Here is a 24,654-nt window from a genome sequence, read left to right on the forward strand (position 1 = left end):
TTCTTTAAAATAGTTGGGGATAAAATTACTGTATTGCCACTTTCTATCGCTTAAAAAGTGGTGATTTTTCAAATGATTGAGGTAAATCAATTGACTGTGGTAACCAGCATGCTGGGTCAATCCGCAGGTCACGCCACCGATAAAGAATATGCAGAAAATCCCTGCGGGAGATCTCCGTCGCGCCAAGTGAAGCGGTGTGGTGGTTAAGTACCTGACAATCAAAAAGTTGCCCATTATAGCGCAAAAAATGAAAATAGAATGTAATAAAAGCACATTTGGACGCATCATTCATTCTACTGAACATTGACTCCCCACAAAACAGGTGCCCCATGTTCACGCCATACAAGCCCCCCACCAGCTGATCACCATGCCAAGCCTCAATAGAGTGGGCGTGTCCCTCTTGGTGTAGTGCGAGATAGCCCGCTTGCACAGAGGGTAGGATCCACGTGCCTTCCTTGCGTACTGCACAAGCCGCTATCACCTCTTTGAACGCATGATTTATGGTAATGCGATAAGGGGATTTTTTTAATGTTTTGATCATGGAACGGCTGATATGCAGGTCGCCCACTTTCAAGACTGCTCGCGGATCAGGGGACCACCACAATGGGACTTCACCGGGGTTAAACCACGGGAAAATACCATCATAGTAAGCCGCTTGTAAGCGTCGAGATGATAAATCACCGCCGATCGCCAGTAACCCATTAGGTTCCCGCATCGCTTCAGACACGGGCGGGAACAGGTATGAATCATCGTCTAATTGGTACATGGTGCACCTCAGCGAGTTTGCTGAACCAAATGACGTTGACGGAATTGATAATAACGACCTTGCTCAGCTAACAATTGTGGGTGTGAGCCTTGCTCAATAATTTCGCCATTATCCATCACACAAATGGTATCCATTTGTTCTAAACCTTGCATACGATGGGTGATCACCAGTAGCGTTTTGTCAGCACATTTTTGTTTGAGTAAGCTAAGAATTTGCTGCTCAGTATGGGCATCTAACCCTTCTGTTGGCTCATCCATTAATACCAGCGGCGTATTGTGCAGAAGGGCGCGAGCGATACCTAAGCGGCGCTGCTCTCCTCCTGATAATTGGCGACCGCCTTCACCCATCCAGGCGTTTAATTTTAGCTGATTATCCAACAAATTATCTAAGCCCACTTGGGTGAGTACATCGCAAAGTTGCTCATCTGAGGCTTGTTCGTTGGCTAATAATAAATTGTTGCGAAGGGTATCGCTGAACACATGAACGCGCTGAGGAACTACGGACATTACGCCCCGTAGCGATTCTTCGCTGTAAGCTTGAATTGGCTGACCATTAATTGATATCACGCCACTGTCCACATCCCAAGCGCGGGTGAGCAATTGCAGCAGAGTTGATTTACCGCAGCCCGTTTTCCCTAATAATGCAATGTGTTGGCCTTGTTTAATCGATAAGGAGACATTTTTCAATACGGCGAAAGGCTGTTCTGGATAAGTGAACGTGACGTTATCGATGGTCAGGCTCTCAAGAGAATCGAGCGTAGTGCCTTGGCTGACAAAATTCACTTCCGGTTTTGCATGCATTAACTGAGAGACGCGGGTGGCTGATGCGATCACTTGCCCCATATGTTGGAATGCGACGGCAACAGGCCCTAAGGCTTCAAACGAGGCTAATGCACAGAAAACAAATAAGGCAATCAGCGCACCGGGTTGTGTATTTCCGCCAACATGTTCAGCTGCCATCCATAAAAGCAAGGTCGCGGTTAGTCCTGATGCACACAGAATGATGGCTTGAGATAAACCTGTCAGTGCCGCTTGTTGCTGCTGGCGACCTTGCCATGAGTTTTCGATGTTTGATAAATTTTGACGAAAACGCGCAGTCGCGCCAAACAAGGCTAATTCGGCTTGACCTTGCAATGCTGAAGTTAATACTGTGCGGTAATTTCCGCGCAGTTCAGTCAGTTCGCGTCCAATCGGTTTACCTGCACGATAAAATACAAATGGCATCGTAAACAGCAGGAACAGCATAACGCCACCTAATGTCCATGCAAGGCGAGGATCAAGGAAACTTAAACCAATGATCAGGACAAACGTGACAAAGAAAGCACTGACAATCGGCGAGAGAACACGTAAGTAAAGGTGGTCTAGGGTTTCGACATCCGCAACCAGTCGGTTTAATAGATCTCCTTGGCGGAAACGGCTGATCCCACCCGGAGAGAGCGGTAACACCTTACTGAAGGCGAACACGCGCAGATGTGCTAACACTTTAAATGTCGCATCGTGGCTGACTAAGCGCTCGGCGTAGCGTCCTGCGGTACGGAAAATAGCCGCACCACGAACCCCAGCCGCAGGCAACATATAGTTAAAGAAAAAGATCCCCGGCGCACCGACGATAGCCGCACCGGCTAAGAACCATCCCGATAACGTGAGGAGGCCAATACTGGAAAGCAGCGTGACAATTGCCAGAATAATCCCTAAGGAAATCAAAAACCAATGACGGCGATAGAGGGCTAAGAAGGGGAGTAACACTTTCATTTTCAAAGCTCCTCTTGGCGATGAGCGAGTAACTGGGCAAAAGCACCTTCAGACTGGCTCAGTTGTTGGTAATCACCACGCTGGATAATTTTTCCGTTAGACATGACCCAAATTTGGTCATAATCGATGGTTTCTTCAAGTAAATGGGTCACTAATAACGTGGTTTGCTGCTCAGATAATTGATTCAATGTTTCCATCACACGCTGTTCGCTGTGAGCATCTAAGCTGGCTGCTGGTTCATCTAATAGCAACAAGCGAGAGGGTTTTAAGAGTACACGAGCGACAGCGACACGCTGGGCTTGCCCAACAGAAAGACGTGCGGCGAAATCACCTAAGCGAGTATTTAAGCCATCCGGTAAGTTTGGTAGAAATTCCGCGACATAGGCTTTTTCGATCGCAGACTGAATTTCTGACTCAGTCGCATTTGGCTTCCCTAGGCAAATATTTTCCTGCAATGTTTGTTCAGGTAAATGTGGGTTTTGCCCAACCCAGCCGACCAAAGCACGCCACTGTTCAGGGCATAATTGATTGAGCTCATTGCCATTAATAGTGATGGAACCACGGTAAGGCAAGAAGCCAAGTAATAAGTTTAATAGGGAGCTTTTACCCGCACCACTTTGACCTACTAAGGCGATGCGTTGTTGCGGCTCAATGGTGAAATCGAGAGGACCCGCCAGGATAGTGCCATCATGGGAGAGAACTTCCAGCTGCTTGGCTTCAATGCGAATAGGTTGTTCATCAATTACCTTATCGCCTTGTGGTAATTGTTCGTCACCTTGACTTTCGAGTAAGGTCACCAGAGATTCCGCGGCGCCTACTGCTTGGGCTTTTGCATGATAGTAAGTGCCTAGGTCGCGCAGCGGCTGGAAAAATTCTGGGGATAAAATCAGCGCAAGGAAACCTGCAAATAATGTGACTGGCAGGCCATAACTGCCGAAACTTAACTCTCCAAGATACGAAAATCCGAAATAAACGGCGACAACCGCAATGGAGATTGATGCGAAAAACTCCAAGACTCCCGACGATAAAAATGCCATACGCAGCACTTCCATGGTGCGAGAACGGAAGTCTTCGGTGGATTCACGAATCTGGGAGACTTCAGCTTTGCCACGGAAAAATAAGCGTAGGGTGTCTAATCCTCGTAAACGGTCGAGGAAACTACCACTCAAACGGCTTAAGGCAAGGAAGTTACGGCGGTTAGCATCGGCAGCACCGAGTCCTACCAGTGCCATGAAAATCGGAATTAACGGTGCGGTTGCAAATAAAATCAGCGCAGCTGCCCAGTTAAATGGGAAGATGGCAATCAAGATCATGATTGGGATGATGGTGGCTAAATACATTTGTGGTAGATAGCGAGAATAGTAATCCTGCATGTCTTCAATCTGCTCAAGAATAATCGTTGCCCAGCTTCCTGCTGGCTTACCCTTGACCCAGACAGGGCCTAACTCTTGCAGTTTATCTAATACCATACTGCGGACTTGCTGCCTGACAACTTGTCCACATCGGTAGCCCGCGCGTTCACGAAGATAGTGAACAACACCGCGTAAAATAAAGACACTAATTAATAATGCAAAGTCAGTGAGGAGTTGCTCTCGTGGAATGTGGTCCATCATGAGGGCTTGAAGGATCACAGCGAGGAACCAAGCCTGCGCAATAATTAATAAACCGCTGACTATGCCTAATAGCATAGAAATTCGGAGCCAACGCTTAGCAGGAGCGCTGTGTTGCTTTAACCAACGCACCAATTCAGTCTGTCTTGATTTATCCATAATGATTTAGTTAGCAGGTGTAGTTTTCATGTTATTGAGTGCAGTTAAGATAGTTGACTTTGTCATCAAATCTCACCGAATTTTTGCCTATCATAACAGCTTCCATCAGATATGTTACATAATAAAAGCCAGTTATTTGAATAGAACAATTTTTGTTATCGATATGTTTTATAAAGGTAAATTATATGGGCGTAATATAATTAAATTTGAACTAACAGAGGATGTTACCGTTATTACAAAGAAAAAATAAGGTGGCTTAATTTATAATTGTTAAGCCACCTACATTTTAGGTTGAAATAATTTTGGGGGATTTTTGTGTGTTATTCAGGAACAATTTGCAACCAGGTTTTTGGTTTCAATATAAACTGGTTGTTGAGTAGCTTATCCCATGCTGTTTTTTTGGATTGCATATCATCGAATACCTCTCTTTGCGTATCGACTAATTTCCATGTGTTATCCACGGACTGCCAAATAGTACATTCATAATCAAGGGACTCGGGCATGGAGTAGCACATCACCACTTCGTTTGTTCCATCGTGGTTTGCATCGGCCATAAATCCAAGACATTCATAGTTGCTATAATAATTGGTGCAATTCCATGCATCTCGGATTTCATCTTCTATATCAAACCAGCTTTGCGGTAGTGGTTGGCTACCTTTGGCGATGATAAGAACCTCTTTAAGCGGTTTAGGGACATCAGAGTAAGTGCCAACTTTGAGCTGTGCTTTCGTATCAGGATCTTGCTCCAATTTTGCTAACGCCTCTTTTCCCCGTACTCCTAACTTCTCTAAGTCATAAGACAAATCGTAGTTAATTTTAATTTTGCCTTTCTCAACGGCCGCCATAATGCTGTTGACCGCAATACGTTGGAAATCACCAATAGGGCTATTAATCACTAAGATAGTGGCGATTAAACCAAGAATAGCGACCTTATTGATAGCGCCGAGGGAGAATGCCCAGCGGTGTCGTTTTATAATGATTGCGATGCTGTAAGCTAAAATAATCAGGGCTAAAAATAGCGCAATAGTAAATGCATATAGCCTACTCACACTCCAGCTATATTGGCTAACGCGAATGAAAATACCGTACAGAGAAAGTGCAGAAAATGCATTTAATAAGACGATGCTGATCAGTACAAAGCCATTGATAATCGATTTAAATTGGAATTGGGTTGTGCCATCACCATAAAGGGCATTAATAAAGATAATATTTAAAATCACAAAGCAGAGCATGGTGCCAGAACCTAGCTCTGAAGCTGTGTAATGCACACCAGTTAATATGGAAACAACCAAGCCTGCTAAGAAAATTACAGCGATTAAACTGAGTAAGGGTAGGAAAAACTGCGAGAAATATTTGGCGATGTTGTTCAGTTGCATCACCAATTTGGAGCGCAAAAAGAGCAAGCTGGTATTAAAACCAACTAAAAAGGCCACCCAAAGGACAATGTAGTGACCAAGAAATTGGCTGAGTGTTGACAGATTGACAATGCCAAATAAAAAGCTGGCTTGTTTGACTATCAGGGCTAATAAGCCCCCAATGGCACAGGCGAAAAGACCAAATAAGGTGTTACGGAAATAGTGCCCAACTAAGCAGCTGTAATTAGCTTTCCAAGTTCCTGTAGCCTGACGGTTTTGCATCCAAGGTAATATAAAAAAAATCAGGACAGTGAGCGTCGTAATCGAGAGGAATGCGTCATTGTTGTTCGAAGTGCCGACATCGAGGCTTTGCCAAGTATTGATCCAAAAAACAAGCACAATCGTTAGGATAATATTGAGATAAAACACCGCTTGTTTGGCATTGGTAATAAGAAAGCTGATAACCGAAGGAACAAAAATAGCCAACATCATGGGTAAATAAGCCCATGTAGGGCTTAATGGAATTTCTATGGAATAATCAAGAGTGGCGGTGATGACAATTCCTTGAATAACCGATAGCAAGATAACAATGAAATACGCCAGCTTATTGATAGGCTCTTTCTGCGTTTGTGGCTCCATGTCACTTCCTTATTTGAATGAACAAGATAATAAAATTGAGTATAGGCATGGGGTAAAAAGAGGAAAATAAACTTGCTCCTAATTCAGAATGGAATAGCGCTTTATTTTTAAAATAGGAATAAATAAAAAGCCCCATTCTATTTCGCTGCGAACTTAATGAACGACAACGCAAAAATGGGGCTTCTATTTTTAGATTAAAAAATTATTTCTTGTCTGCTAACCCGTCTAGGTAACGTTCCGCATCTAATGCTGCCATGCAGCCAGTACCGGCTGAAGTAATTGCTTGGCGGTAGATGTGATCCATAACATCGCCAGCAGCAAAAATTCCTTCAACGGATGTTTGAGTTGCGTTACCGTTGGTGCCGGATTGCACTTTAATATAGCCATTATTTAAGGCTAATTGACCGTCAAAAATTGCGGTGTTAGGGCTATGACCGATAGCAATAAAGGCGCCCATGACAGCAACATCTTCCGTTTTATTGGTTTTGGTGCAACGTAAACGAACGCCTGTAACGCCCATATCATCACCCAGAACTTCGTCTAATGTATTGTCGGTATGTAGAACGATGTTCCCATTTTCAACTTTATCCATCAGACGATTAACCAGAATTTTTTCCGCTCTAAAGCTATCGCGACGGTGAATTAAATGTACTTCAGACGCGATATTAGAAAGATACAGTGCTTCTTCAACGGCAGTATTACCACCACCGACAACCGCAACTTTTTGGTTACGATAGAAGAAACCGTCACAAGTTGCACAAGCAGAAACCCCGCGACCTTTAAATGCTTCTTCTGATGGCAGACCGATGTAACGAGCAGATGCGCCTGTCGCAATGATCAATGCGTCACACGTATATTCTGTATCATCACCAAACAGGCGGAAAGGGCGCTGCTGAAAATCCACTTTTGTAATGTGGTCGTTGATGATTTCAGTTTCGAATTTTTCCGCATGAGTATGCATGCGTTCCATGAGTCCTGGACCGGTTAAGCCTTCAGGATCACCCGGCCAGTTTTCAACTTCCGTGGTTGTGGTTAATTGACCGCCTTTTTCCACCCCAGTAATCAGTGCAGGGTGTAAATTTGCGCGAGCTGCGTAAACGGCTGCGGTATAACCGGCAGGGCCTGAACCTAAAATGATTAACTTGCGATGTGTGGTTGTGCTCATGAATTCCTCTTTTTAGTCTCAAAAAAGCATAAGGACGATTGTAGGAGAAATAGGGGGGTAACAAAAGTGATTTAACCATTCATTCATCGGAAGGGTACAAATCATTCTGATAGGCAATACCAATTAAGAGTTAAATAATGAGAGGGAAAGTGCTTTAATCACGAAACGGTAATTTTAGGAATTATCTTGAATTGCGTCTGCGAAACGTTTTACTGAAAAAAAAACCGAAATCTTGTACTGATTTTTATTCATTTACTTTGACAATCGGCTGCGCATTTGCGAAAACATCTATCTAAGAGTTAATTATCTAGCAGGTCAATGGAAATGGCGCATTTTTGTTCTTACTGGAAAATTAACTTTACGTCACACATTCAAGCAATGTCGCGACGATTGTAAGCCGCTCCAAAAGTAAATATGTTTCGGTTTACGAGAACTTCAGTTATGACGAATAGAATAGGTTCCACGCCCGCTAGTCCGCTTAGGAAGACTGACGTATAGATGGTGCCGTTTTATAAGATGTAGAAAATAACAATTAAAGAAAGAGAGATAAGAGATGATTGACAATAAAAAGCGTCCTGGCAAAGACCTTGACCGTATTGACAGGAATATACTGAACGAATTGCAAAAAGACGGGCGTATCTCTAACGTTGAACTATCTAAGCGTGTTGGTTTATCTCCAACGCCATGTTTAGAGCGTGTTCGTCGTCTTGAAAGACAGGGTTTCATTTCTGGTTATACCGCACTGTTGAATCCACATTATTTAGATGCATCGCTGCTGGTTTTCGTTGAAATCACTTTAAACCGTGGCGCGCCAGATGTGTTCGAACAATTCAACACAGCAGTTCAAAAACTTGAAGAAATTCAAGAGTGTCACCTCGTTTCCGGTGACTTTGACTATCTGTTGAAAACGCGTGTGCCAGATATGTCCGCATATCGTAAACTGCTAGGTGAAACGTTATTACGCCTTCCGGGTGTAAATGACACTCGTACCTACGTAGTTATGGAAGAAGTGAAACAAAGCAACCGTTTAGTGATTAAAACTCGCTAATTGCACTTTGTGTTCATCATTCCTGCACAGCAATCTGCATTGTTGTCGCACTGCTGTTTCAACGCTGGGTTTACTCAGCGTTGTTCCGTTTTTAAGCGCCATAATTTTTCTCTTTAATTCTCCCAATGGTTCTTTTTCGAACATTCTCTTGTCACTGTCCGCGATAGACTCAAAATTAGTCAGAAATTTTCATTTCAATTTATTGATTTTAAAGCTATAAACAATTAAGAATTTTGACCTTAAATAGAGTTTGAAACCCTATTCGTAAGATGAAATACTGAGTCTTATGGTCTCTATGGTGTGATAATTTGTCTTAATCGTCTTAATGCAGGCGCGTTTAGGGGATTAGTGTTAGAATAATCATAGGATAATCACGTATTAAGCAAGAACATCAGTCAGTAAAGAAACAATAATGAGCCAAGAATATACCGAAGATAAGTACATCAAATTTAAAAAGCTCAGTAGCGGTAGACGGCTATTAGAGGTGATTTTGTTGGCAATCTGCCTCTGTGCGATTTTTCTTATGGTCGCGCTATGGAGTTTTAATCCTTCTGACCCGAGTTGGTCGCAAACTAACTGGGATGCCCCCGTTAAAAATTTAGGGGGAAGTATTGGCTCATGGAGTGCGGATATCCTGTTTTCTGCATTTGGTATTCTCGCGTTTGCGATCCCGCCATTATTGTTACTCGGGTGTTGGGCAATTTATCACTATGAAAGCCAACGCCGCTATATTGACTTTTTCTCGCTCTCTTTACGCCTCATTGGCGGGTTAGCGCTGATCCTTTCATCTTGTGGTTTAGCCGCGCTCAACTTTGATGATTTACCCAACTTCGCCTCTGGCGGGGTCATTGGTAGTGTATTCAGTAATGCAATTATGCCGTGGTTTAACTCATTGGGCGCTACCTTAGCGCTGTTATTCCTCTGGGCAATCAGTTTCACCCTATTCACGGGTTGGTCTTGGCTGACGATCGCAGAAAAAATAGGGGCAGGGATATTACTTCCTATCACATTGCTAACAAACCGTGCCCGTGGTGATGAACTTGATGACTACGATTATGATGTTGAAGAGACGGAAGAGGCGCTACAGCGTGCTCAAATCGCTGAACATCAAGCAAATGATGAAAACCAACAATTTGATGCGGATGATGTTCTGTTTTCCGCCCCAACAGTCTCTGAGCTCGTTTCTGAGGATGTGCAGCTTGCGACTGAGCCACAGGTTATGGCGGATCCTCTATTAACGGCTGCGCCGCAATCCATTATTGAGCAAGCCCAGCCAAGCGCTTCTTTGGCAGAGCAGCCTACCTTTATTGCTCAACCAGCAGAAAATACAGCTTTACCGACATTTTCCGCGACCAAAGAGCCGCAAACTTACCATTTTGAAGTGCCTGATGATTATCAGCCTCAAGTGGCACCGACTCAGGCATCTTCTCCTGCGCCTGTTATGCCTCAAGAACCAACATTTACGCCTGAGCCCGTTTTTGCTCCGGAACCTGTTTTTGAGTCTAAGCCTACAGCCCCAGTATTTACATCGCCACAGTTTACACCTTTAGAGCCAACCATTGATATGGGAAGCCCTGATGAGAGTGAATCTTCGGTAACTAGCCGTGTTGCTGATCCTGCGGCACTAGCAGCTGCGGGTATTTCGATTGCAGCGATGGAACGCCACGCGCAAGTGAAAAAGAATCTGGAACCAGAATTACCTCGTCCAAATCCAGTTCGTTTACCGACTCGCCGTGAGCTGTATGGTATTCGTATTCCATCTCAGCGTGATGCAGAGCTTCAACGTCGTCAAGAAGAGGCATCTCAGCGTGAGCAGGTATATCAGCAATGGTCTGCGACTGAAGAACCTGAAAATGAAGTGAAAACTAATGATGAGCTAGAGCAAGAAAGGTTGTTGCGCGTTCAATTCTTAGAGCAGCAACGTCAACGCTACGGCGAGCCAGATACGGATATGCAGGAGTTTGACGCTGCATTCCAGGTTAACCAGCCTGCGGTTGATTCTGTTGCCGCTTCAGATATTGCGCCAGAGCCAGAAACTCATCAAGATTATATGCCTGCGAGTACGTTTACTCAGCCAGAAATTGAACATCGTTGGGCTTCTGCTCCAGCATTTACGCCAGCTTTTGAGCCTACAAAGCAAATAGAGCCAACTTCACCTTCAGATATCCATCGCTTTACTGCCCATGCTGATGATGAGCATGAGCAGGATAATGATCTGGATGATTTTGAACCTAAAATTGATTTAAGTACGCCATTATCGGCATTTGAGCGTTTCTCGCCGGTGGATGATTTAGTCGATGATGAACCTGCAGCGCCGCTGTTTATGCCGTCATTTACCGAACCGCCAGTGCAAGCACATTCGATAACGCAAGAACAGCCAATAACACCGGCAAATAATGGAAATGAATTTGTTGCTCATCCTGCGGGGCAGCCACAGCAGCCACAGCAGCCACAGCAGGATAGTTTATTCCACCCATTCTTAGTACGTAACGACCAACCGTTACCGAAACCAACGACGCCAATGCCGTCGCTTGACCTACTGGCGAGTCCACCAGAGCAAGAAGAGCCAGTGGATATGTTCAAATTAGAGCAAACCGCAAGGTTAATTGAAGCACGCTTGAACGATTATCGGGTTAAAGCTGAAGTGGTTGGCTTCTCTCCAGGTCCCGTAATCACCCGTTTTGAGTTGGATCTTGCGCCGGGAGTGAAAGCAGCTCGAATTTCCACGTTATCCCGAGATCTTGCGCGTTCATTGTCGACAACAGCGGTTCGTGTTGTTGAGGTGATTCCAGGTAAACCCTATGTTGGTTTAGAGTTACCGAATGAAAAACGTCAAACCGTTTATTTGAGTGAAGTTTTAGACTGTGATGATTTTAGAAAAAATCCATCGCCGCTGACGATTGTTTTAGGGAAAGATATCGAAGGTGATCCAGTTGTTGCCGATTTGGCAAAAATGCCGCACTTATTAGTGGCGGGTACAACGGGATCCGGTAAATCGGTTGGGGTCAATGCGATGATCCTGAGTATCTTATATAAAGCGAAGCCTGAAGATGTTCGCTTTATTATGATAGACCCGAAAATGCTGGAACTTTCTATCTATGAAGGGATCCCGCACCTGTTAACTGAAGTCGTTACTGACATGAAAGATGCGGCAAATGCGCTGCGCTGGTGTGTCAATGAAATGGAACGCCGTTATAAACTGATGTCAGCATTAGGCGTACGTAATCTCGCGGGTTACAACGACAAAATTAAAGCGGCAGCGGATATGAATCGCCCAATCCCAGATCCATTCTGGAAGCCTGGCGACAGTATGGATATGGAACATCCAATGCTGAAAAAAGAACCTTATATCGTGGTGATGGTGGACGAATTTGCGGACTTAATGATGACCGCAGGGAAGAAAGTGGAAGAGTTGATTGCTCGTTTAGCACAAAAAGCGCGTGCAGCCGGTATCCACCTCGTTTTAGCGACCCAACGTCCATCGGTTGACATCATTACTGGGTTAATTAAAGCCAATATTCCAACGCGTATTGCCTTTACGGTATCGAGTAAGATTGACTCGCGCACTATTCTTGACCAAGGTGGTGCTGAATCACTGCTGGGTATGGGGGATATGTTGTATCTGCCACCAAACTCATCGATTCCAGTGCGTGTTCACGGTGCATTTGTCCGTGACCAAGAAGTTCACGCTGTCGTAAATGATTGGAAAGCACGCGGGAAACCGCAATATATTGATAGCATCACGACATGTAGCGATGATAGTGAAGGCGGTGGAAGTTCAGATAATGGTGATGAGGATCTCGACCCGTTATTTGATCAAGCTGTCGAATTTGTTGTTGAAAAACAAAGGGTATCCATCTCCGGTGTACAACGTCAATTCCGTATCGGTTACAACCGCGCAGCTCGGATTGTTGAGCAAATGGAAGACCAAGGGATTGTCAGTGAACCGGGGCATAATGGAAACCGAGAAGTATTAGCCCCGCCATCAATGGGATATTAATATTTCATGTGATAATTGCTGGTTTAATTCAAGGGGTGTATAAAGACATACGCCCCTTGTGGTATTAATTTTAAGGTCTTTTCTCGATGAAAAAAATGATGTTGTTAGGTGCATTAGCCCTGAGTTTAAACGTAGGTCAAGTATTGGCAGATGCGAGTCAAGACCTTCAAGATCGTCTGAGTAAAGTGAATAGCTTCCAAGCGAGCTTTTCTCAGAAAGTAACTAGCCCTGAAGGTGATCTTATCCAAGAGGGTGTCGGTGACTTGTGGATTGAACGACCTAACTTATTTAACTGGAATATGACTTCGCCGGATGAAAGTGTTCTGGTATCAGACGGTAAAAACCTGTGGTTTTACAACCCATTTGTTGAGCAAGTGACGGTGACAAACTTAGCTGATGCTACCCAAGATACGCCATTCCTGCTATTAACTCGCAACAATCCGCAGGATTGGAAACAGTATTCTATTGTCCAACAAGGCAATACGTTTGATCTGAAACCAAAACAATCTAACGGGACATTAAAAAGTTTCTCTATTACGGTTAACCCAAAAGGGACGATTGAGAAATTTGCTGCGGTTGAACAAGACGGACAAACCAGCGCCTATCAATTAAAACAGCAAAAAAATGGCCCAGTTGACCCAAGTAAATTCAAATTTACAGTACCAAAAGGGGTCACATTGGATGACCAGCGTTCTCGCGCTCACTAATATCTAGGGAGTAAAGAGGGTCTCGTGGGTAACTTATCTCTCGATTTTTCACAAAATGAATTCCAACCTCTGGCTGCGCGTATGCGGCCAGAAACGCTTGAGCAATATATTGGTCAAACACATTTACTTGCCGAAGGTAAACCATTACCACGTGCGATTAAGGCGGGTCATTTACACTCAATGATCTTGTGGGGACCTCCGGGAACGGGGAAAACTACGTTGGCTGAAATTATTGGTCACTATGCACAAGCGGATATCGAGCGTATTTCTGCGGTAACTTCAGGGATCAAAGAGATCCGTGAATCTATCGAAAAAGCGCGCCAAAATCGCAGTGCAGGGCGAAGAACCATTTTGTTTGTGGATGAAGTTCACCGCTTTAATAAAAGCCAGCAAGATGCTTTTTTACCTCATATTGAAGACGGTACCATCACTTTTATTGGTGCGACTACCGAAAACCCATCATTCGAACTCAACTCGGCACTGCTTTCTCGCGCAAGAGTCTATCTATTAAAATCCTTAGAAAGTAGTGAAATTGAAGAAGTGCTGTTACAGGCATTGGGCGATAGCACCCGGGGTTTAGGTGGACAAAATATCGTTCTTCCAGATAGTACCCGAAAAATGATCGCTGACTTGGTTAATGGGGATGCAAGGCGCTCATTGAATCTGCTGGAAATGATGTCGGATATGGCGGAGGCGGATAACCAAGGTCAACGAGTGTTAACTGCCGAGTTGCTCAAAGAAGTGAGTGGTGAACGCGCAGCGCGTTTCGATAATAAGGGTGACCGTTACTATGATTTGATTTCTGCGTTGCATAAATCAGTTCGTGGTTCAGCTCCCGATGCTGCGCTTTATTGGTATGCTCGGATTATTACCGCGGGCGGTGATCCTCTATATGTGGCTCGTCGTTTATTAGCGATTGCCTCTGAAGATGTCGGGAATGCCGACCCTCGAGCTATGCAAGTGGCGATTTCAGCATGGGATTGTTTTACTCGTGTAGGCCCGGCGGAAGGGGAGCGAGCGATTGCTCAAGCCATTGTTTATCTTGCATGCGCACCGAAAAGTAATGCCGTTTACACTGCATATAAAGCCGCAATTAAAGATGCTCAAATGCAGCCAGATTATGATGTTCCTGAACATTTAAGAAATGCCCCTACCAAATTAATGAAAGAGTTAGGTGTCGGTAAAGAGTATCGTTATGCTCACGATGAACCTAATGCTTATGCGGCGGGTGAAAACTATTTCCCTGAACCGATGAAAGCGACGCAATACTATTACCCAACGGCACGCGGGCTAGAAGGCAAAATTGCTGAAAAACTCGACTGGTTAGCCCAACAAGATCAAATTAGCACAACAAAACGCTATCGCTAATCGGGTCAATGCGGTAAGGTTATAAAGCAATAAAATATTCTAAATATAACGCCGGAGCGCGTTATATTCGCTCTCACAATTGACTAACAAAATCACAGGATAAGCATGCTCGATCCAAATTTACTGCGTACGGAGCTAGACGCGGTTGCTACAAAACTGGCTCGCAGGGGTTTTACCCTTGATGTGGAAAAGCTGCGTGAATTAGAAGAACGCCGCAAAGTTTTACAAGTTGAAACTGAAACCCTGCAAGCAGACCGTAACTCGCGATCGAAAACTATTGGTGCAGCGAAAGCGCGTGGTGAAGACATTGAGCCATTGCGTCTGGAAGTGAACCAATTAGGCGAAAAATTGGATGCTGCTAAAGCAGAGTTAGATAAGCTGCAACAAGAAATCCGTGATATTGCATTAAGTATCCCGAATATTCCTGATGATGAAGTGCCTGACGGTAAAGATGACTCAGAAAACTTAGAAATCACTCGTTGGGGGCAACCTCGCCAATATGATTTTGAAGTCAAAGATCATGTGAGCTTAGGTGAACTGGCTGGTGGTTTAGATTTTCCAGCGGCAGTGAAATTGACAGGTGCTCGTTTTGTTGTGATGAAAGGTCAAATCGCGCGTATGCACCGTGCATTAGCGCAATTTATGCTGGATTTACACACTGAACAGCATGGCTATCAAGAGTTGTATGTTCCTTATTTAGTCAACCATGACACGTTGTATGGTACTGGTCAGCTGCCAAAATTTGGTGAAGATTTATTCCACACTAAACCGTTGGAAGAAGAAGCGGATAGCAGCACTTATGCACTGATCCCAACCGCGGAAGTACCAGTAACTAACTTAGTGCGTGATGAAATTTTAGATGAAGATTCACTTCCTCTGAAAATGACGGCTCATACACCATGTTTCCGTTCAGAAGCGGGCTCTTATGGTCGTGATACTCGTGGCCTTATCCGTATGCACCAATTTGATAAAGTTGAATTAGTGCAAATCGTGCACCCTGAGAAATCAATGGCAGCACTGGAAGAGTTAACAGGTCACGCGGAAAAAGTTCTGCAATTACTGGAGCTGCCATACCGTAAAGTGCTGCTGTGTACTGGGGATATTGGCTTTGGTTCACGCAAAACTTACGATTTAGAAGTTTGGCTGCCAGCGCAAAATACATACCGTGAGATTTCTTCTTGCTCAAACATGTGGGACTTCCAAGCTCGCCGTATGCAAGCGCGTTTCCGTGGTAAGAGTGACAAGAAAACCCAACTGGTTCATACATTGAATGGTTCTGGTTTAGCGGTGGGTCGTACTCTGGTTGCTGTGTTAGAAAACTATCAGCAAGCGGATGGACGCATTGAAGTACCAGCAGTCTTACGTCCATATATGAAAGGCTTAGAATATATCGGCTAATTGATATGTTTGATGTTGAAGGCTGAGCTTGGTTTTAGACTGGGCTCAGCTTTTTTATTGTAAAAATAAGTGGTTAAGTCACAAGCTCAACACTTGAATTTCTGAATGGGACAATCCCGAGATTTGGCTAATAACATCAATACTGAGCCCCAGGCTTAAACTCGTTATGACCAGTGACCTCATGCGCTGACGAGTGTTAATAATTTCTTCTTTTCTCGCCTGCTCTATACCTTGCTCTATGCCTTGTTCTATACCTTTTTGCATTCCTTCATCCCTGAGTCTCTGTGCAATATTCATAATAGTTTCCTCATATTTTTCAGTTTGATTGATTAAAGCCTGTACTATTTGAGTGTAATCAGTGGAATCCATCACACTAAATAGATAGTTAATAATTAGAATCACATCATCTCGATGATTTTCATTTTCTTTAATCACATGTGCTAAGCGTTTAGATAGCAGAACAATGTCACCCTGTCGGATTGAATACTTGAACGCTAACTCCATTGCAGCCACCTTCCGGTGGGTAAGAATTTCATCATCGCTGACAGCATTTACGTCAATTAGTGGTAGGGGATTACAATAAAGGTCATGGGCTAAATCTGACCACTGAAAGCAGTCTGTCCATGAGCGTGAATAAGGGTAAGGCGACGGATCACCATGATAAAACTGAATAGGGACGATAAGGGGTAAAGCATGATGACCCTGTTGTAGATGTTGATTCATTGCGGAGAACGCGTAATGCATTAAGCGCCAGCCCATTAATTTATCTGGAGTCGATTGGTGCTCAACTAATAGATAGAAGTAACCCGAACCTTGTTTTGTTTCGACTCTATAGAGCAAATCAGACAAGCGAGAACGCAGCGTTTTATCTATAAATGAAGCACTCGTTAGTATTAAAGTATCGAAATTACAGTATTGTGTAATACGACTTGGTAAATGTGCCTCGAAGAAATCCCTTGCATTACCAAGCTTAGTCATAAAGCCTTTGAATGCAGAATCATGGGGTTTAGAAACTAAGTGAATAGACATATCGATCCTTATCCCGAGCGGTTGACGACGAAATACTAACCAATATTTTTTAAGAAGCGGAAAAAAGTTAGTCCTAATTCTGGATAATAGCTTGACGGACTAACTTGTTGTTATAAATGATTTTATTTACTGATTTTAGTAATTAAAAAACACCTCATCGTTGTAACTTAACGCTGAGGTGTCAGGAGATAATTTCAGTCAATGTTGATGAGCTCAGTGCAAAACTTCCAAAGAAATTAGTGAGCTTCGTCCGCTTTAATTACACAATCAATGAACTGGTTTGTGACTGTTTAGACTCGGTAAAAAAGATACTGCGGTACGTACTGTAGTAAGTTGCGTACATAATTGGCATCGAGATAAATAATCCTAAGCCGAATGGGATAATGGAGACAAACATTAGCACCATGGCAATCAGGAAGAATAAGAAACCAGGTAATAGGTTTTTCTTCACTGCTTGTAAGCTGGCGGAGATGGATGTGCCAATTTTGAAATCATGATTCATGATAAGAGCGGGAGCAAACCATGTTAGTGCAGTGCCAAATAAGCTAGCTAATGCCATGACAATGCCCGCAAAAACAAATGTTCCAGTTGATGCAAATAAGGCTGCATCTGAAATACCATCGTATTGGTCAGCTTGCATCACTAAGCTAAAAATGGCCGAACCAGCAATCAGAAATGCAATTAACATTCCGACCATATTGGCAGCAAAGTTTATGGCGCCGATGGCAAATAGCTCACCAAATTTCTTTTGGAACCCAGAGAAAAGTAAACCAATATCCGCTTCGCCAGTTTTGCGTTGGTTTTCACAAATCGCAATGATCCCCCCGACGAAAACGGGAGTAACAAAACTCACAAACATGCTGACAATGGGTAGAAAAGCCATGGCGAAGATAATCAGGAAAAAGACAACGTTAATCAGGATCCACATGCCTAATTTTTCTTTGACCAGCGCCCACGCTTGGCTGATCCATTCAACGCCTTCTCCTGCTTGAACGGCGCGAGGTTCAGGCGTAAATACAAAGCTATCAACGGGCTCTTGAAGTGATGGTGTTTCAGGTGCTGGCGCTACAGGTGATATGTCGTTATCGACATGATCGTGTTCATTATTCATGGTAAATGACCTATTGGTAGTGATGAATTAGCAATGTTTATTATAGTGTTATGCTGCTATTGATTTATAAATTAAATTTAACTTGGGGATTATGCCTAAAAACTCAACATTATCAAAGCAGAGTAATCTGGTTACGAGGAAATAGGTGGGGTAGTGTAGAAGAAGGGATAATAAAGAGGCTCCCCGAAGGAAGCCCCATTTTAAATTAGTACATGACTTTTTTGCCGTAGCTTTCGAGGATGCTTTTTACTCTTTCCATCACTTCTTTTGACGGTGGTCTCACGCCATCAAGTTTGTATTCTTCACCCATGGTTTCCCATTTGTGTTTACCCAGCTCATGGTAAGGGAGCAGCTCAATTTTCTCGATATTATCCATATCTTTCACAAACTCACCGAGCATATGGACAGAGTGGTCATCGTCACTCCAGCCTGGGACAACGACATAGCGGATCCAGGTTTTTTGATTGCGCTTAGCGAGGTAGCGAGCAAATTCTAAGGTGCGATGATTGGAAACACCCACGAGTTTTTGGTGGATCTCATCATTAAGCTGTTTTAAGTCAAGCATGACAAGATCAGTGACTTCCATCAGCTCATCAATGACGGGGTCATAACGACGAACAAATCCATTAGTGTCTAAACAGGTATGGATGTTTTCTTTTTTACAAGCGCGGAACCAATCACGGACAAAATCAGCCTGTAAAATAGCTTCACCACCAGATGCGGTTACACCACCACCTGTAGCGTTCATAAAATGGCGATAAGTGACGGCTTCTTTCATTAACTCATCAACAGTGACCATGTTACCGGTATGGGTATCCCATGTATCACGATTATGGCAATACAGGCAGCGCATTAGGCAGCCTTGAAAGAAGACAATAAAGCGGATCCCTGGTCCGTCGACGGTACCACAGGATTCGAAGGAGTGAATTCGCCCAAACGTCGCAGGTGGCGAGGTGGTCGAAATTTCAGTCGTTGGAATAGTCTTTTGCGTTGTTGACATAGCAGGAACTCACAGAATGTAGAATTATAATTTGTTATCTTTGACTAAGATAGAAAGGCCCCAATGGGAGGGGCCTTTTATTTATTTTACGTTATAGAATCTTAGCAAAGTCTTACAGAGTACTGGTGAAAGTACGAGTAATAACGTCTTGCTGCTGTTCTTTAGTCAGAGAGTTAAAGCGCACTGCATATCCTGATACACGGATAGTCAGCTGCGGATATTTCTCCGGGTTTTCCATTGCGTCTAACAGCATTTCGCGGTTCATAACGTTCACGTTTAAGTGCTGACCACCCTCGATAGAGGATTCATGGTGGAAGTAACCATCCATCAGACCCGCTAAGTTAGTTTTACGCACTTCGTCGTCTTTACCTAATGCATTTGGAACGATAGAGAAGGTATAAGAAATACCATCTTTCGCGTAAGCAAACGGCAGTTTAGCCACTGAAGTCAGTGATGCAACCGCACCTTTTTGGTCACGGCCGTGCATTGGGTTAGCGCCTGGTCCGAATGGAGCGCCAGCACGACGACCATCAGGGGTGTTACCTGTTTTCTTACCATACACAACGTTAGAAGTGATGGTCAGAACTGACTGAGTTGGAACCGCGTTACGGTAAGTAGGCAGTTTCTGGATTTTCTTCATGAAACGTTCTACTAAGTCACAAGCGATATCATCAACACGTGGGTCGTTGTTACCAAATTGTGGGTATTCACCTTCGATTTCGAAGTCGATAGCAATACCATCTTCGTCACGAATTGGTTTAACTTTTGCGTATTTGATAGCAGACAGTGAGTCAGCTGCAACAGATAGACCTGCGATACCACATGCCATTGTACGGTAAACATCACGGTCATGAAGTGCCATCAGTGCTGCTTCATAGCTGTATTTATCGTGCATGAAGTGGATGCAGTTCAGCGCAGTGACGTACTGAGTTGCTAACCAATCCATAAAGTGGTCCATTTTGTCCATCACGGTATCGAAATCAAGAACTTCGTCCATGATTGGAGCATGTTTAGGACCGACTTGCATTTTCAGTTTTTCGTCCACACCACCGTTGATGGTGTACAGCATAGTTTTCGCTAAGTTTGCACGAGCACCGAAGAACTGCATTTGTTTACCAACAATCATTGGGCTCACGCAACATGCGATTGCGTAGTCATCATTGTTGAAGTCAGGACGCATTAAGTCATCGTTTTCATACTGTACAGATGAAGTATCGATAGACACTTTTGCTGCGAACTTTTTGAAGTTCATTGGCAGTTTCTCTGACCACAGGATAGTCATGTTAGGCTCTGGAGATGGGCCCATGGTATACAGTGTGTTCAGGAAACGGAAAGTGTTTTTAGTCACCATAGTACGGCCATCAAGACCCATACCAGCCAGTGATTCTGTTGCCCAGATTGGGTCACCAGAGAACAGCTCATCGTATTCAGGAGTACGTAAGAAACGAACCATACGCAGTTTCATGACTAAATGGTCAATCAGTTCTTGCGCTTGTTCTTCTGTGATTTTACCTGCTTCTAAGTCACGTTGGATGTACACGTCTAAGAACGTAGATACACGACCAAATGACATCGCTGCACCGTTTTGAGATTTAACAGCGGCTAAGTAACCGAAGTAAGTCCATTGAACAGCTTCTTGTGCGTTAGTTGCAGGACCGGAGATGTCGTAGCCATATTTAGCAGCCATCTCTTTGATTTGACCCAGTGCACGGTGCTGTTCAGCAATTTCTTCGCGCAGTTGGATAGTCATTTGCAGGTCTTCACCTTTCTCTAATCTTTCTTGCAGAGAGGTGAATTGGTTGAACTTGTCTTTCATCAGGAAATCAATACCGTACAGCGCAACGCGACGGTAGTCACCGATGATACGACCACGACCATAAGCATCTGGTAAACCGGTTAAGATACCGGATTTACGGCATTTTAAGATGTCTGGAGTATAAACATCGAAAACACCTTGGTTATGGGTTTTACGGTATTCTGTGAAGATTTTTTTCAGGCTAGGATCTAAAGTACGATCGTAAGCTTTACATGAACCTTCAACCATTTTGATACCACCGAACGGGATAAGACCACGTTTCAGAGGTGCGTCAGTTTGTAAACCAACGACAGTTTCTAAGTCTTTGCTAATGTAACCCGCATCATGGGAAGTGATTGTTGACGCAACGTCTGTATCAAAATCAACTGGCGCGTGAGTGCGGTTTTCGATTTTGATCCCTTCCATGACTTTTTCCCACAGCTTATCAGTCGCTGGAGTAGAGCCTGCTAAGAAAGATTCATCACCTTCATACGGAGTATAGTTTTTCTGAATAAAGTCACGGACGTTGACGTTATTCTGCCAGTCACCTTGGCTAAAACCTTGCCATGCTAAAGCGAATTTTTCATTTAATTCGGACATGATACTTTTACCTTTTAACAATGGATCTTTGAGGGATCTTAATAAATCTTTGTGTACTTGTAATACCGAACATATTAACCAATTTCGATTAATGTTTTTCGCTATTACGTAGATGCATTAACCAGTAAACGAGGCCGACTAACACAGCGCCGCCAATAATATTTCCGATAGTTACTGGTATTAAATTTTCGGTAATAAAGTTTCCAACTGTTAAGTTAGAAAATTGTTCTGGTGCCATGTTGATATTTGACCAAAATTCAACAGGGGCGAATTCTTTAATCATGATAGCTAGAGGGATCATAAACATATTTGCAATACTATGTTCAAAGCCACTAGCGACAAACATTGCGATTGGTAGAACTAATACTACCAGTTTGTCAGTTAGGCTACGACCGGCATAGCTCATCCAAACTGCTAAGCAAACCATTAAGTTAGCTAAAATACCTAAAAAGACAGCTTCAACAAAAGTATGGTGCAATTTGTAGTTAGCCGTTTGGAGAACGTTTAACCCCCATTGCCCATTCGCCGCAGCATATTGGCCTGCAAACCAAATAATAGCGACAAAAAACAGTGCGCCAATTAAGTTGCCAATATAAACGTTGAACCAATTGAGGAACATTTTTCCCCAAGTAATTTTGCCCGTTGCTTTAGATACGATGGTCAGAACAGTGGATGTAAATAAGTCAGCACCGCATACAACAACTAACATTAGTCCAAGGGAGAAGCAGATACCGCCAATCAGTTTAGTAAAACCGTAAGGAGCACTTGCTGCACCTGTCGTTGCAGTAATATAGAAAACGAAAGCGATAGAGATAAAGATACCAGCAGTGAATGCTGACAAGTAGGTAATTGCTGGGTGTTTGTTCGTTTTATAAACACCTGCATCATCAGCAACTTGCGCCATGACAGCAGGAGATAATAAATTAAAAGGGTTGTCAGCTTTCATACTAACACTCTCTTACAAAGTTGATTAATTATAGCACGCAATTATAGTAACAAACGGGTGTGACGATAAATTTGATGTGGATCATGAAGTGTTGAGAGAACGGGGTGAAAACAGTGCAAAAAACGTCAAAATTTCATCTAATTATTTGATTTCAATGTAAAAAATATTTTTTAAATTTTATAAAAAAATTTTATAAAACAGCTCAAAACGCTCTCGATAAGTAAAATGTTACAGATGATTGTTAATGAATCTCGATAATTATTATGTGATTGAAATTAAATATTGCTTAAGTAAAGATAAAAGCCCAGAGGCTTTTATCTCAAATCACCTTAAACCCCCAACAAACCTATGGATTTAGTGGAGGGCTTTCTTATTAAGCATTAGCACGCTTAGCTTTTTGTAGCTTTTCGTAAGCTGCTAAAAGCCCTTGATGAGCGGGTAATGCTTTGAGCTCTTCATCAATAGACCATAATCCGTAGAAGCTTGATTCACCCGCAATTGCTGCTGACGCCGCATCTACCGCCTCTTGACCATACATACGGACAAATGCTTGATAATACTGAGCAGGCTCTCTCTCTTCTTCTTGGGAAAGCAGCAGCAAAGTATGCAAGCAGCGGTAGTAGTTAGCGCGTTCTGGCGTGAAGACGGAGCTATTGAAGTCTTGTGTCCATTCAACCCAAGCCAGTGCTTGTTCAAGATCGCCACCCGCTAAGGCTAACATTGATTTCAATTCGCCAATACGTAGATTGCTCCAGCCATTGTCTTTACCAACAGCCAAACCTAATAGTTCTCGCACACGGGTAAAGTCATCTAATCCGTCATCATCTAACTGTTCAATGAGAGCAAGATAATCTTCTTTTTCCCACTGACTATCAGGGAGGGACATAATGGTGTCGCGCAGGTAAGCACCCATTGCATTGTTGGCAATATGTAAATCTTCTACAGGATAGATATCTGACATACCTGGTACTAAAATACGGCAGGCATACACACCTAAATGACTGTAATCAGCGATATACACTTCTGCGTCAAGTTTGTTGAAGATTGCCATTAACGTTGCAAATTCTTCTGTCGTGGTGCCTTTAAAGCTCCAGTCTGCGAATGGATAATCTGCATCGTCTTTAAACATATCCCAGCTAATTAAACCGCTAGAATCGATAAAGTGAGTTTCTAAGTTTGTGTGCTCACCAACTTCTTCATCATCAAAGGTTGGGGCGTTAAACACGTCCAAATCTTTCAGTCCACGACCTTGCAGTAATTCAGTGACTGTACGCTCTAAGGCAACACCAAAATCAGGGTGCGCGCCGAAAGAGGCAAAACAAGTCCCGTTCTGTGGGTTAAACAGCACCACGCAGATGACTGGGAATTGTCCACCCAAAGAGGCGTCGTAACAGAAGATAGGGAAGCCTTCGTTTTCCAGTGTTTCAATCGCTGCGACTACACCAGGGTAGCGAGCCATCACATCGGTAGGGATCGTTGGTAAACTAATGCTTTCGGCAATAATTTTATTTTTAACAAAGCGCTCGAACACTTCGGATAACCCTTGTACACGGGCTTCGTTTGCGGTGTTTCCGGCTGACATTCCATTAGACACATACAAGTTGCCGACGATATTCATTGGAATATAGACGGTGCTGTTATCAGATTGACGTGTAAATGGCAGGGCACAAATACCGCGTTCTTCATTACCTGATTGCAGGTCAATCAGCTGGCTTCCTGCGAGTGCATTGTCAGGATCATAGAAAGCAACCAAGCGCTCATCCAGCAAACCGGCTGGCAGGCTATCATCTTCAGTTAACGGGAACCATTTCTCATTAGGATAATGAACGAAATCCCCCTCAGCGATGGATTTACCTAAATAGAAATCTGCGAAGAAATAGTTGGTGGATAAACGCTCAAAATATTCACCGAGAGCAGAGGCTAAAGCCGCTTTTTTACTTGCGCCTTTACCGTTGGTAAAGCACAGCGGGCACTCTTTGTCACGAATATGAACGGACCAAACATTTGGAACCGGATTCAGCCAAGAGGCTTCTTCGATATCGAATCCTAAATTTTTCAGTTTGGTTTGGAATGCATCAATGGAGTCTTCGAGTGCGGCATCTTTGCCGGGAATAAATGTTTGGCTCATTGTCAGTCACTTGTAAATGGCTTGTTTCAGATAGCGGCTATGATACGGACTTTTTGCCTAGGGCTCACGCTTTTTATGT

16 protein-coding genes are annotated in these 24,654 nt (G+C 43.5%); 5 read left to right on the forward strand and 11 right to left on the reverse strand.

All coding sequences use genetic code 11. The features are described from left to right. Positions 1-43 precede the first annotated feature (43 nt). The 5 genes from aat to trxB form a co-directional block, all read right to left on the reverse strand. On the reverse strand, positions 44-766 hold the full coding sequence (gene aat / locus ACY3ZI_RS06815; RefSeq protein ID WP_211885025.1) for a leucyl/phenylalanyl-tRNA--protein transferase: 723 nt from the start codon (positions 764-766) through the stop codon (positions 44-46). Between the two features lie 8 nt (positions 767-774). Beyond that, positions 775-2,517: a heme ABC transporter ATP-binding protein/permease CydC gene (gene cydC, locus ACY3ZI_RS06820; protein WP_211885026.1), complete on the reverse strand. Its 1,743-nt coding sequence runs from the start codon at positions 2,515-2,517 to the stop codon at positions 775-777. A gap of 2 nt (positions 2,518-2,519) precedes the next feature. Continuing rightward, entirely contained in the window at positions 2,520-4,286 is a 1,767-nt protein-coding gene (gene cydD, locus ACY3ZI_RS06825; protein WP_211885027.1) for a heme ABC transporter permease/ATP-binding protein CydD, read from the reverse strand. 320 nt (positions 4,287-4,606) lie between these two features. After that, positions 4,607-6,280 carry a DUF7057 domain-containing protein gene (locus ACY3ZI_RS06830; RefSeq protein WP_487376689.1) on the reverse strand — a complete coding sequence of 558 codons (1,674 nt, stop codon included), beginning with the start codon at positions 6,278-6,280 and terminating at the stop codon, positions 4,607-4,609. Positions 6,281-6,482: 202 nt separating this feature from the next. Continuing rightward, on the reverse strand, positions 6,483-7,445 hold the full coding sequence (gene trxB / locus ACY3ZI_RS06835) for a thioredoxin-disulfide reductase (RefSeq protein WP_211885029.1): 963 nt from the start codon (positions 7,443-7,445) through the stop codon (positions 6,483-6,485). 553 nt (positions 7,446-7,998) lie between these two features. Between trxB and lrp the strand changes: the two genes are divergently transcribed. The 5 genes from lrp to serS all read left to right on the forward strand — a co-directional run bounded on the left by lrp (position 7,999) and on the right by serS (position 15,966). Then, entirely contained in the window at positions 7,999-8,493 is a 495-nt protein-coding gene (lrp, locus tag ACY3ZI_RS06840; protein ID WP_004918089.1) for a leucine-responsive transcriptional regulator Lrp, read from the forward strand. Between the two features lie 412 nt (positions 8,494-8,905). Further along, entirely contained in the window at positions 8,906-12,493 is a 3,588-nt protein-coding gene (locus ACY3ZI_RS06845; RefSeq protein ID WP_487376692.1) for a DNA translocase FtsK 4TM domain-containing protein, read from the forward strand. Between the two features lie 86 nt (positions 12,494-12,579). After that, the gene (gene lolA / locus ACY3ZI_RS06850; protein ID WP_211885031.1) at positions 12,580-13,200 is read left to right on the forward strand and encodes an outer membrane lipoprotein periplasmic chaperone LolA; all 621 of its coding nucleotides are present in this window, start codon (positions 12,580-12,582) and stop codon (positions 13,198-13,200) included. 24 nt (positions 13,201-13,224) lie between these two features. Further along, positions 13,225-14,568: a replication-associated recombination protein A gene (locus tag ACY3ZI_RS06855; RefSeq protein ID WP_036951822.1), complete on the forward strand. Its 1,344-nt coding sequence runs from the start codon at positions 13,225-13,227 to the stop codon at positions 14,566-14,568. A 105-nt stretch (positions 14,569-14,673) separates the two neighbouring features. After that, a complete protein-coding gene (gene serS, locus ACY3ZI_RS06860) occupies positions 14,674-15,966 on the forward strand; it encodes a serine--tRNA ligase (RefSeq protein WP_132494457.1) in 1,293 nt (430 codons plus the stop codon). A 78-nt stretch (positions 15,967-16,044) separates the two neighbouring features. On the opposite strand, the gene ACY3ZI_RS06865 is transcribed toward serS, so the two are convergent. The 6 genes from ACY3ZI_RS06865 to ycaO all read right to left on the reverse strand — a co-directional run bounded on the left by ACY3ZI_RS06865 (position 16,045) and on the right by ycaO (position 24,575). Further along, positions 16,045-16,995 (reverse strand): Rpn family recombination-promoting nuclease/putative transposase, encoded by a 951-nt coding sequence (locus tag ACY3ZI_RS06865; RefSeq protein ID WP_211885033.1) that lies wholly within the window; start codon positions 16,993-16,995, stop codon positions 16,045-16,047. 259 nt (positions 16,996-17,254) lie between these two features. Continuing rightward, entirely contained in the window at positions 17,255-18,106 is an 852-nt protein-coding gene (locus ACY3ZI_RS06870; RefSeq protein WP_211885035.1) for a BPSS1780 family membrane protein, read from the reverse strand. Positions 18,107-18,311: 205 nt separating this feature from the next. After that, the gene (gene pflA, locus ACY3ZI_RS06875; protein ID WP_036951813.1) at positions 18,312-19,106 is read right to left on the reverse strand and encodes a pyruvate formate lyase 1-activating protein; all 795 of its coding nucleotides are present in this window, start codon (positions 19,104-19,106) and stop codon (positions 18,312-18,314) included. A 112-nt stretch (positions 19,107-19,218) separates the two neighbouring features. Continuing rightward, on the reverse strand, positions 19,219-21,501 hold the full coding sequence (gene pflB, locus ACY3ZI_RS06880) for a formate C-acetyltransferase (RefSeq protein ID WP_211885036.1): 2,283 nt from the start codon (positions 21,499-21,501) through the stop codon (positions 19,219-19,221). An 88-nt stretch (positions 21,502-21,589) separates the two neighbouring features. Further along, entirely contained in the window at positions 21,590-22,447 is an 858-nt protein-coding gene (focA, locus tag ACY3ZI_RS06885) for a formate transporter FocA (RefSeq protein WP_487376696.1), read from the reverse strand. A gap of 373 nt (positions 22,448-22,820) precedes the next feature. Then, positions 22,821-24,575 (reverse strand): 30S ribosomal protein S12 methylthiotransferase accessory factor YcaO, encoded by a 1,755-nt coding sequence (gene ycaO / locus ACY3ZI_RS06890; protein ID WP_108478917.1) that lies wholly within the window; start codon positions 24,573-24,575, stop codon positions 22,821-22,823. Positions 24,576-24,654 lie beyond the last annotated feature (79 nt).

This window comes from Providencia sp. LY12, assembly GCF_057621555.1.

Excerpts from the sequence above, each read along its gene's own strand:
- aat (WP_211885025.1), bottom strand. The coding sequence starts at position 766 with ATGTACCAATTAGACGATGATTCATACCTGTTCCCGCCCGTGTCTGAA.
- cydC (WP_211885026.1), bottom strand. The coding sequence starts at position 2,517 with ATGAAAGTGTTACTCCCCTTCTTAGCCCTCTATCGCCGTCATTGGTTT.
- cydD (WP_211885027.1), bottom strand. The coding sequence starts at position 4,286 with ATGGATAAATCAAGACAGACTGAATTGGTGCGTTGGTTAAAGCAACAC.
- ACY3ZI_RS06830 (WP_487376689.1), bottom strand. The coding sequence starts at position 6,280 with ATGGAGCCACAAACGCAGAAAGAGCCTATCAATAAGCTGGCGTATTTC.
- trxB (WP_211885029.1), bottom strand. The coding sequence starts at position 7,445 with ATGAGCACAACCACACATCGCAAGTTAATCATTTTAGGTTCAGGCCCT.
- lrp (WP_004918089.1), top strand. The coding sequence starts at position 7,999 with ATGATTGACAATAAAAAGCGTCCTGGCAAAGACCTTGACCGTATTGAC.
- ACY3ZI_RS06845 (WP_487376692.1), top strand. The coding sequence starts at position 8,906 with ATGAGCCAAGAATATACCGAAGATAAGTACATCAAATTTAAAAAGCTC.
- lolA (WP_211885031.1), top strand. The coding sequence starts at position 12,580 with ATGAAAAAAATGATGTTGTTAGGTGCATTAGCCCTGAGTTTAAACGTA.
- serS (WP_132494457.1), top strand. The coding sequence starts at position 14,674 with ATGCTCGATCCAAATTTACTGCGTACGGAGCTAGACGCGGTTGCTACA.
- ACY3ZI_RS06865 (WP_211885033.1), bottom strand. The coding sequence starts at position 16,995 with ATGTCTATTCACTTAGTTTCTAAACCCCATGATTCTGCATTCAAAGGC.
- ACY3ZI_RS06870 (WP_211885035.1), bottom strand. The coding sequence starts at position 18,106 with ATGAATAATGAACACGATCATGTCGATAACGACATATCACCTGTAGCG.
- pflA (WP_036951813.1), bottom strand. The coding sequence starts at position 19,106 with ATGTCAACAACGCAAAAGACTATTCCAACGACTGAAATTTCGACCACC.
- pflB (WP_211885036.1), bottom strand. The coding sequence starts at position 21,501 with ATGTCCGAATTAAATGAAAAATTCGCTTTAGCATGGCAAGGTTTTAGC.
- focA (WP_487376696.1), bottom strand. The coding sequence starts at position 22,447 with ATGAAAGCTGACAACCCTTTTAATTTATTATCTCCTGCTGTCATGGCG.
- ycaO (WP_108478917.1), bottom strand. The coding sequence starts at position 24,575 with ATGAGCCAAACATTTATTCCCGGCAAAGATGCCGCACTCGAAGACTCC.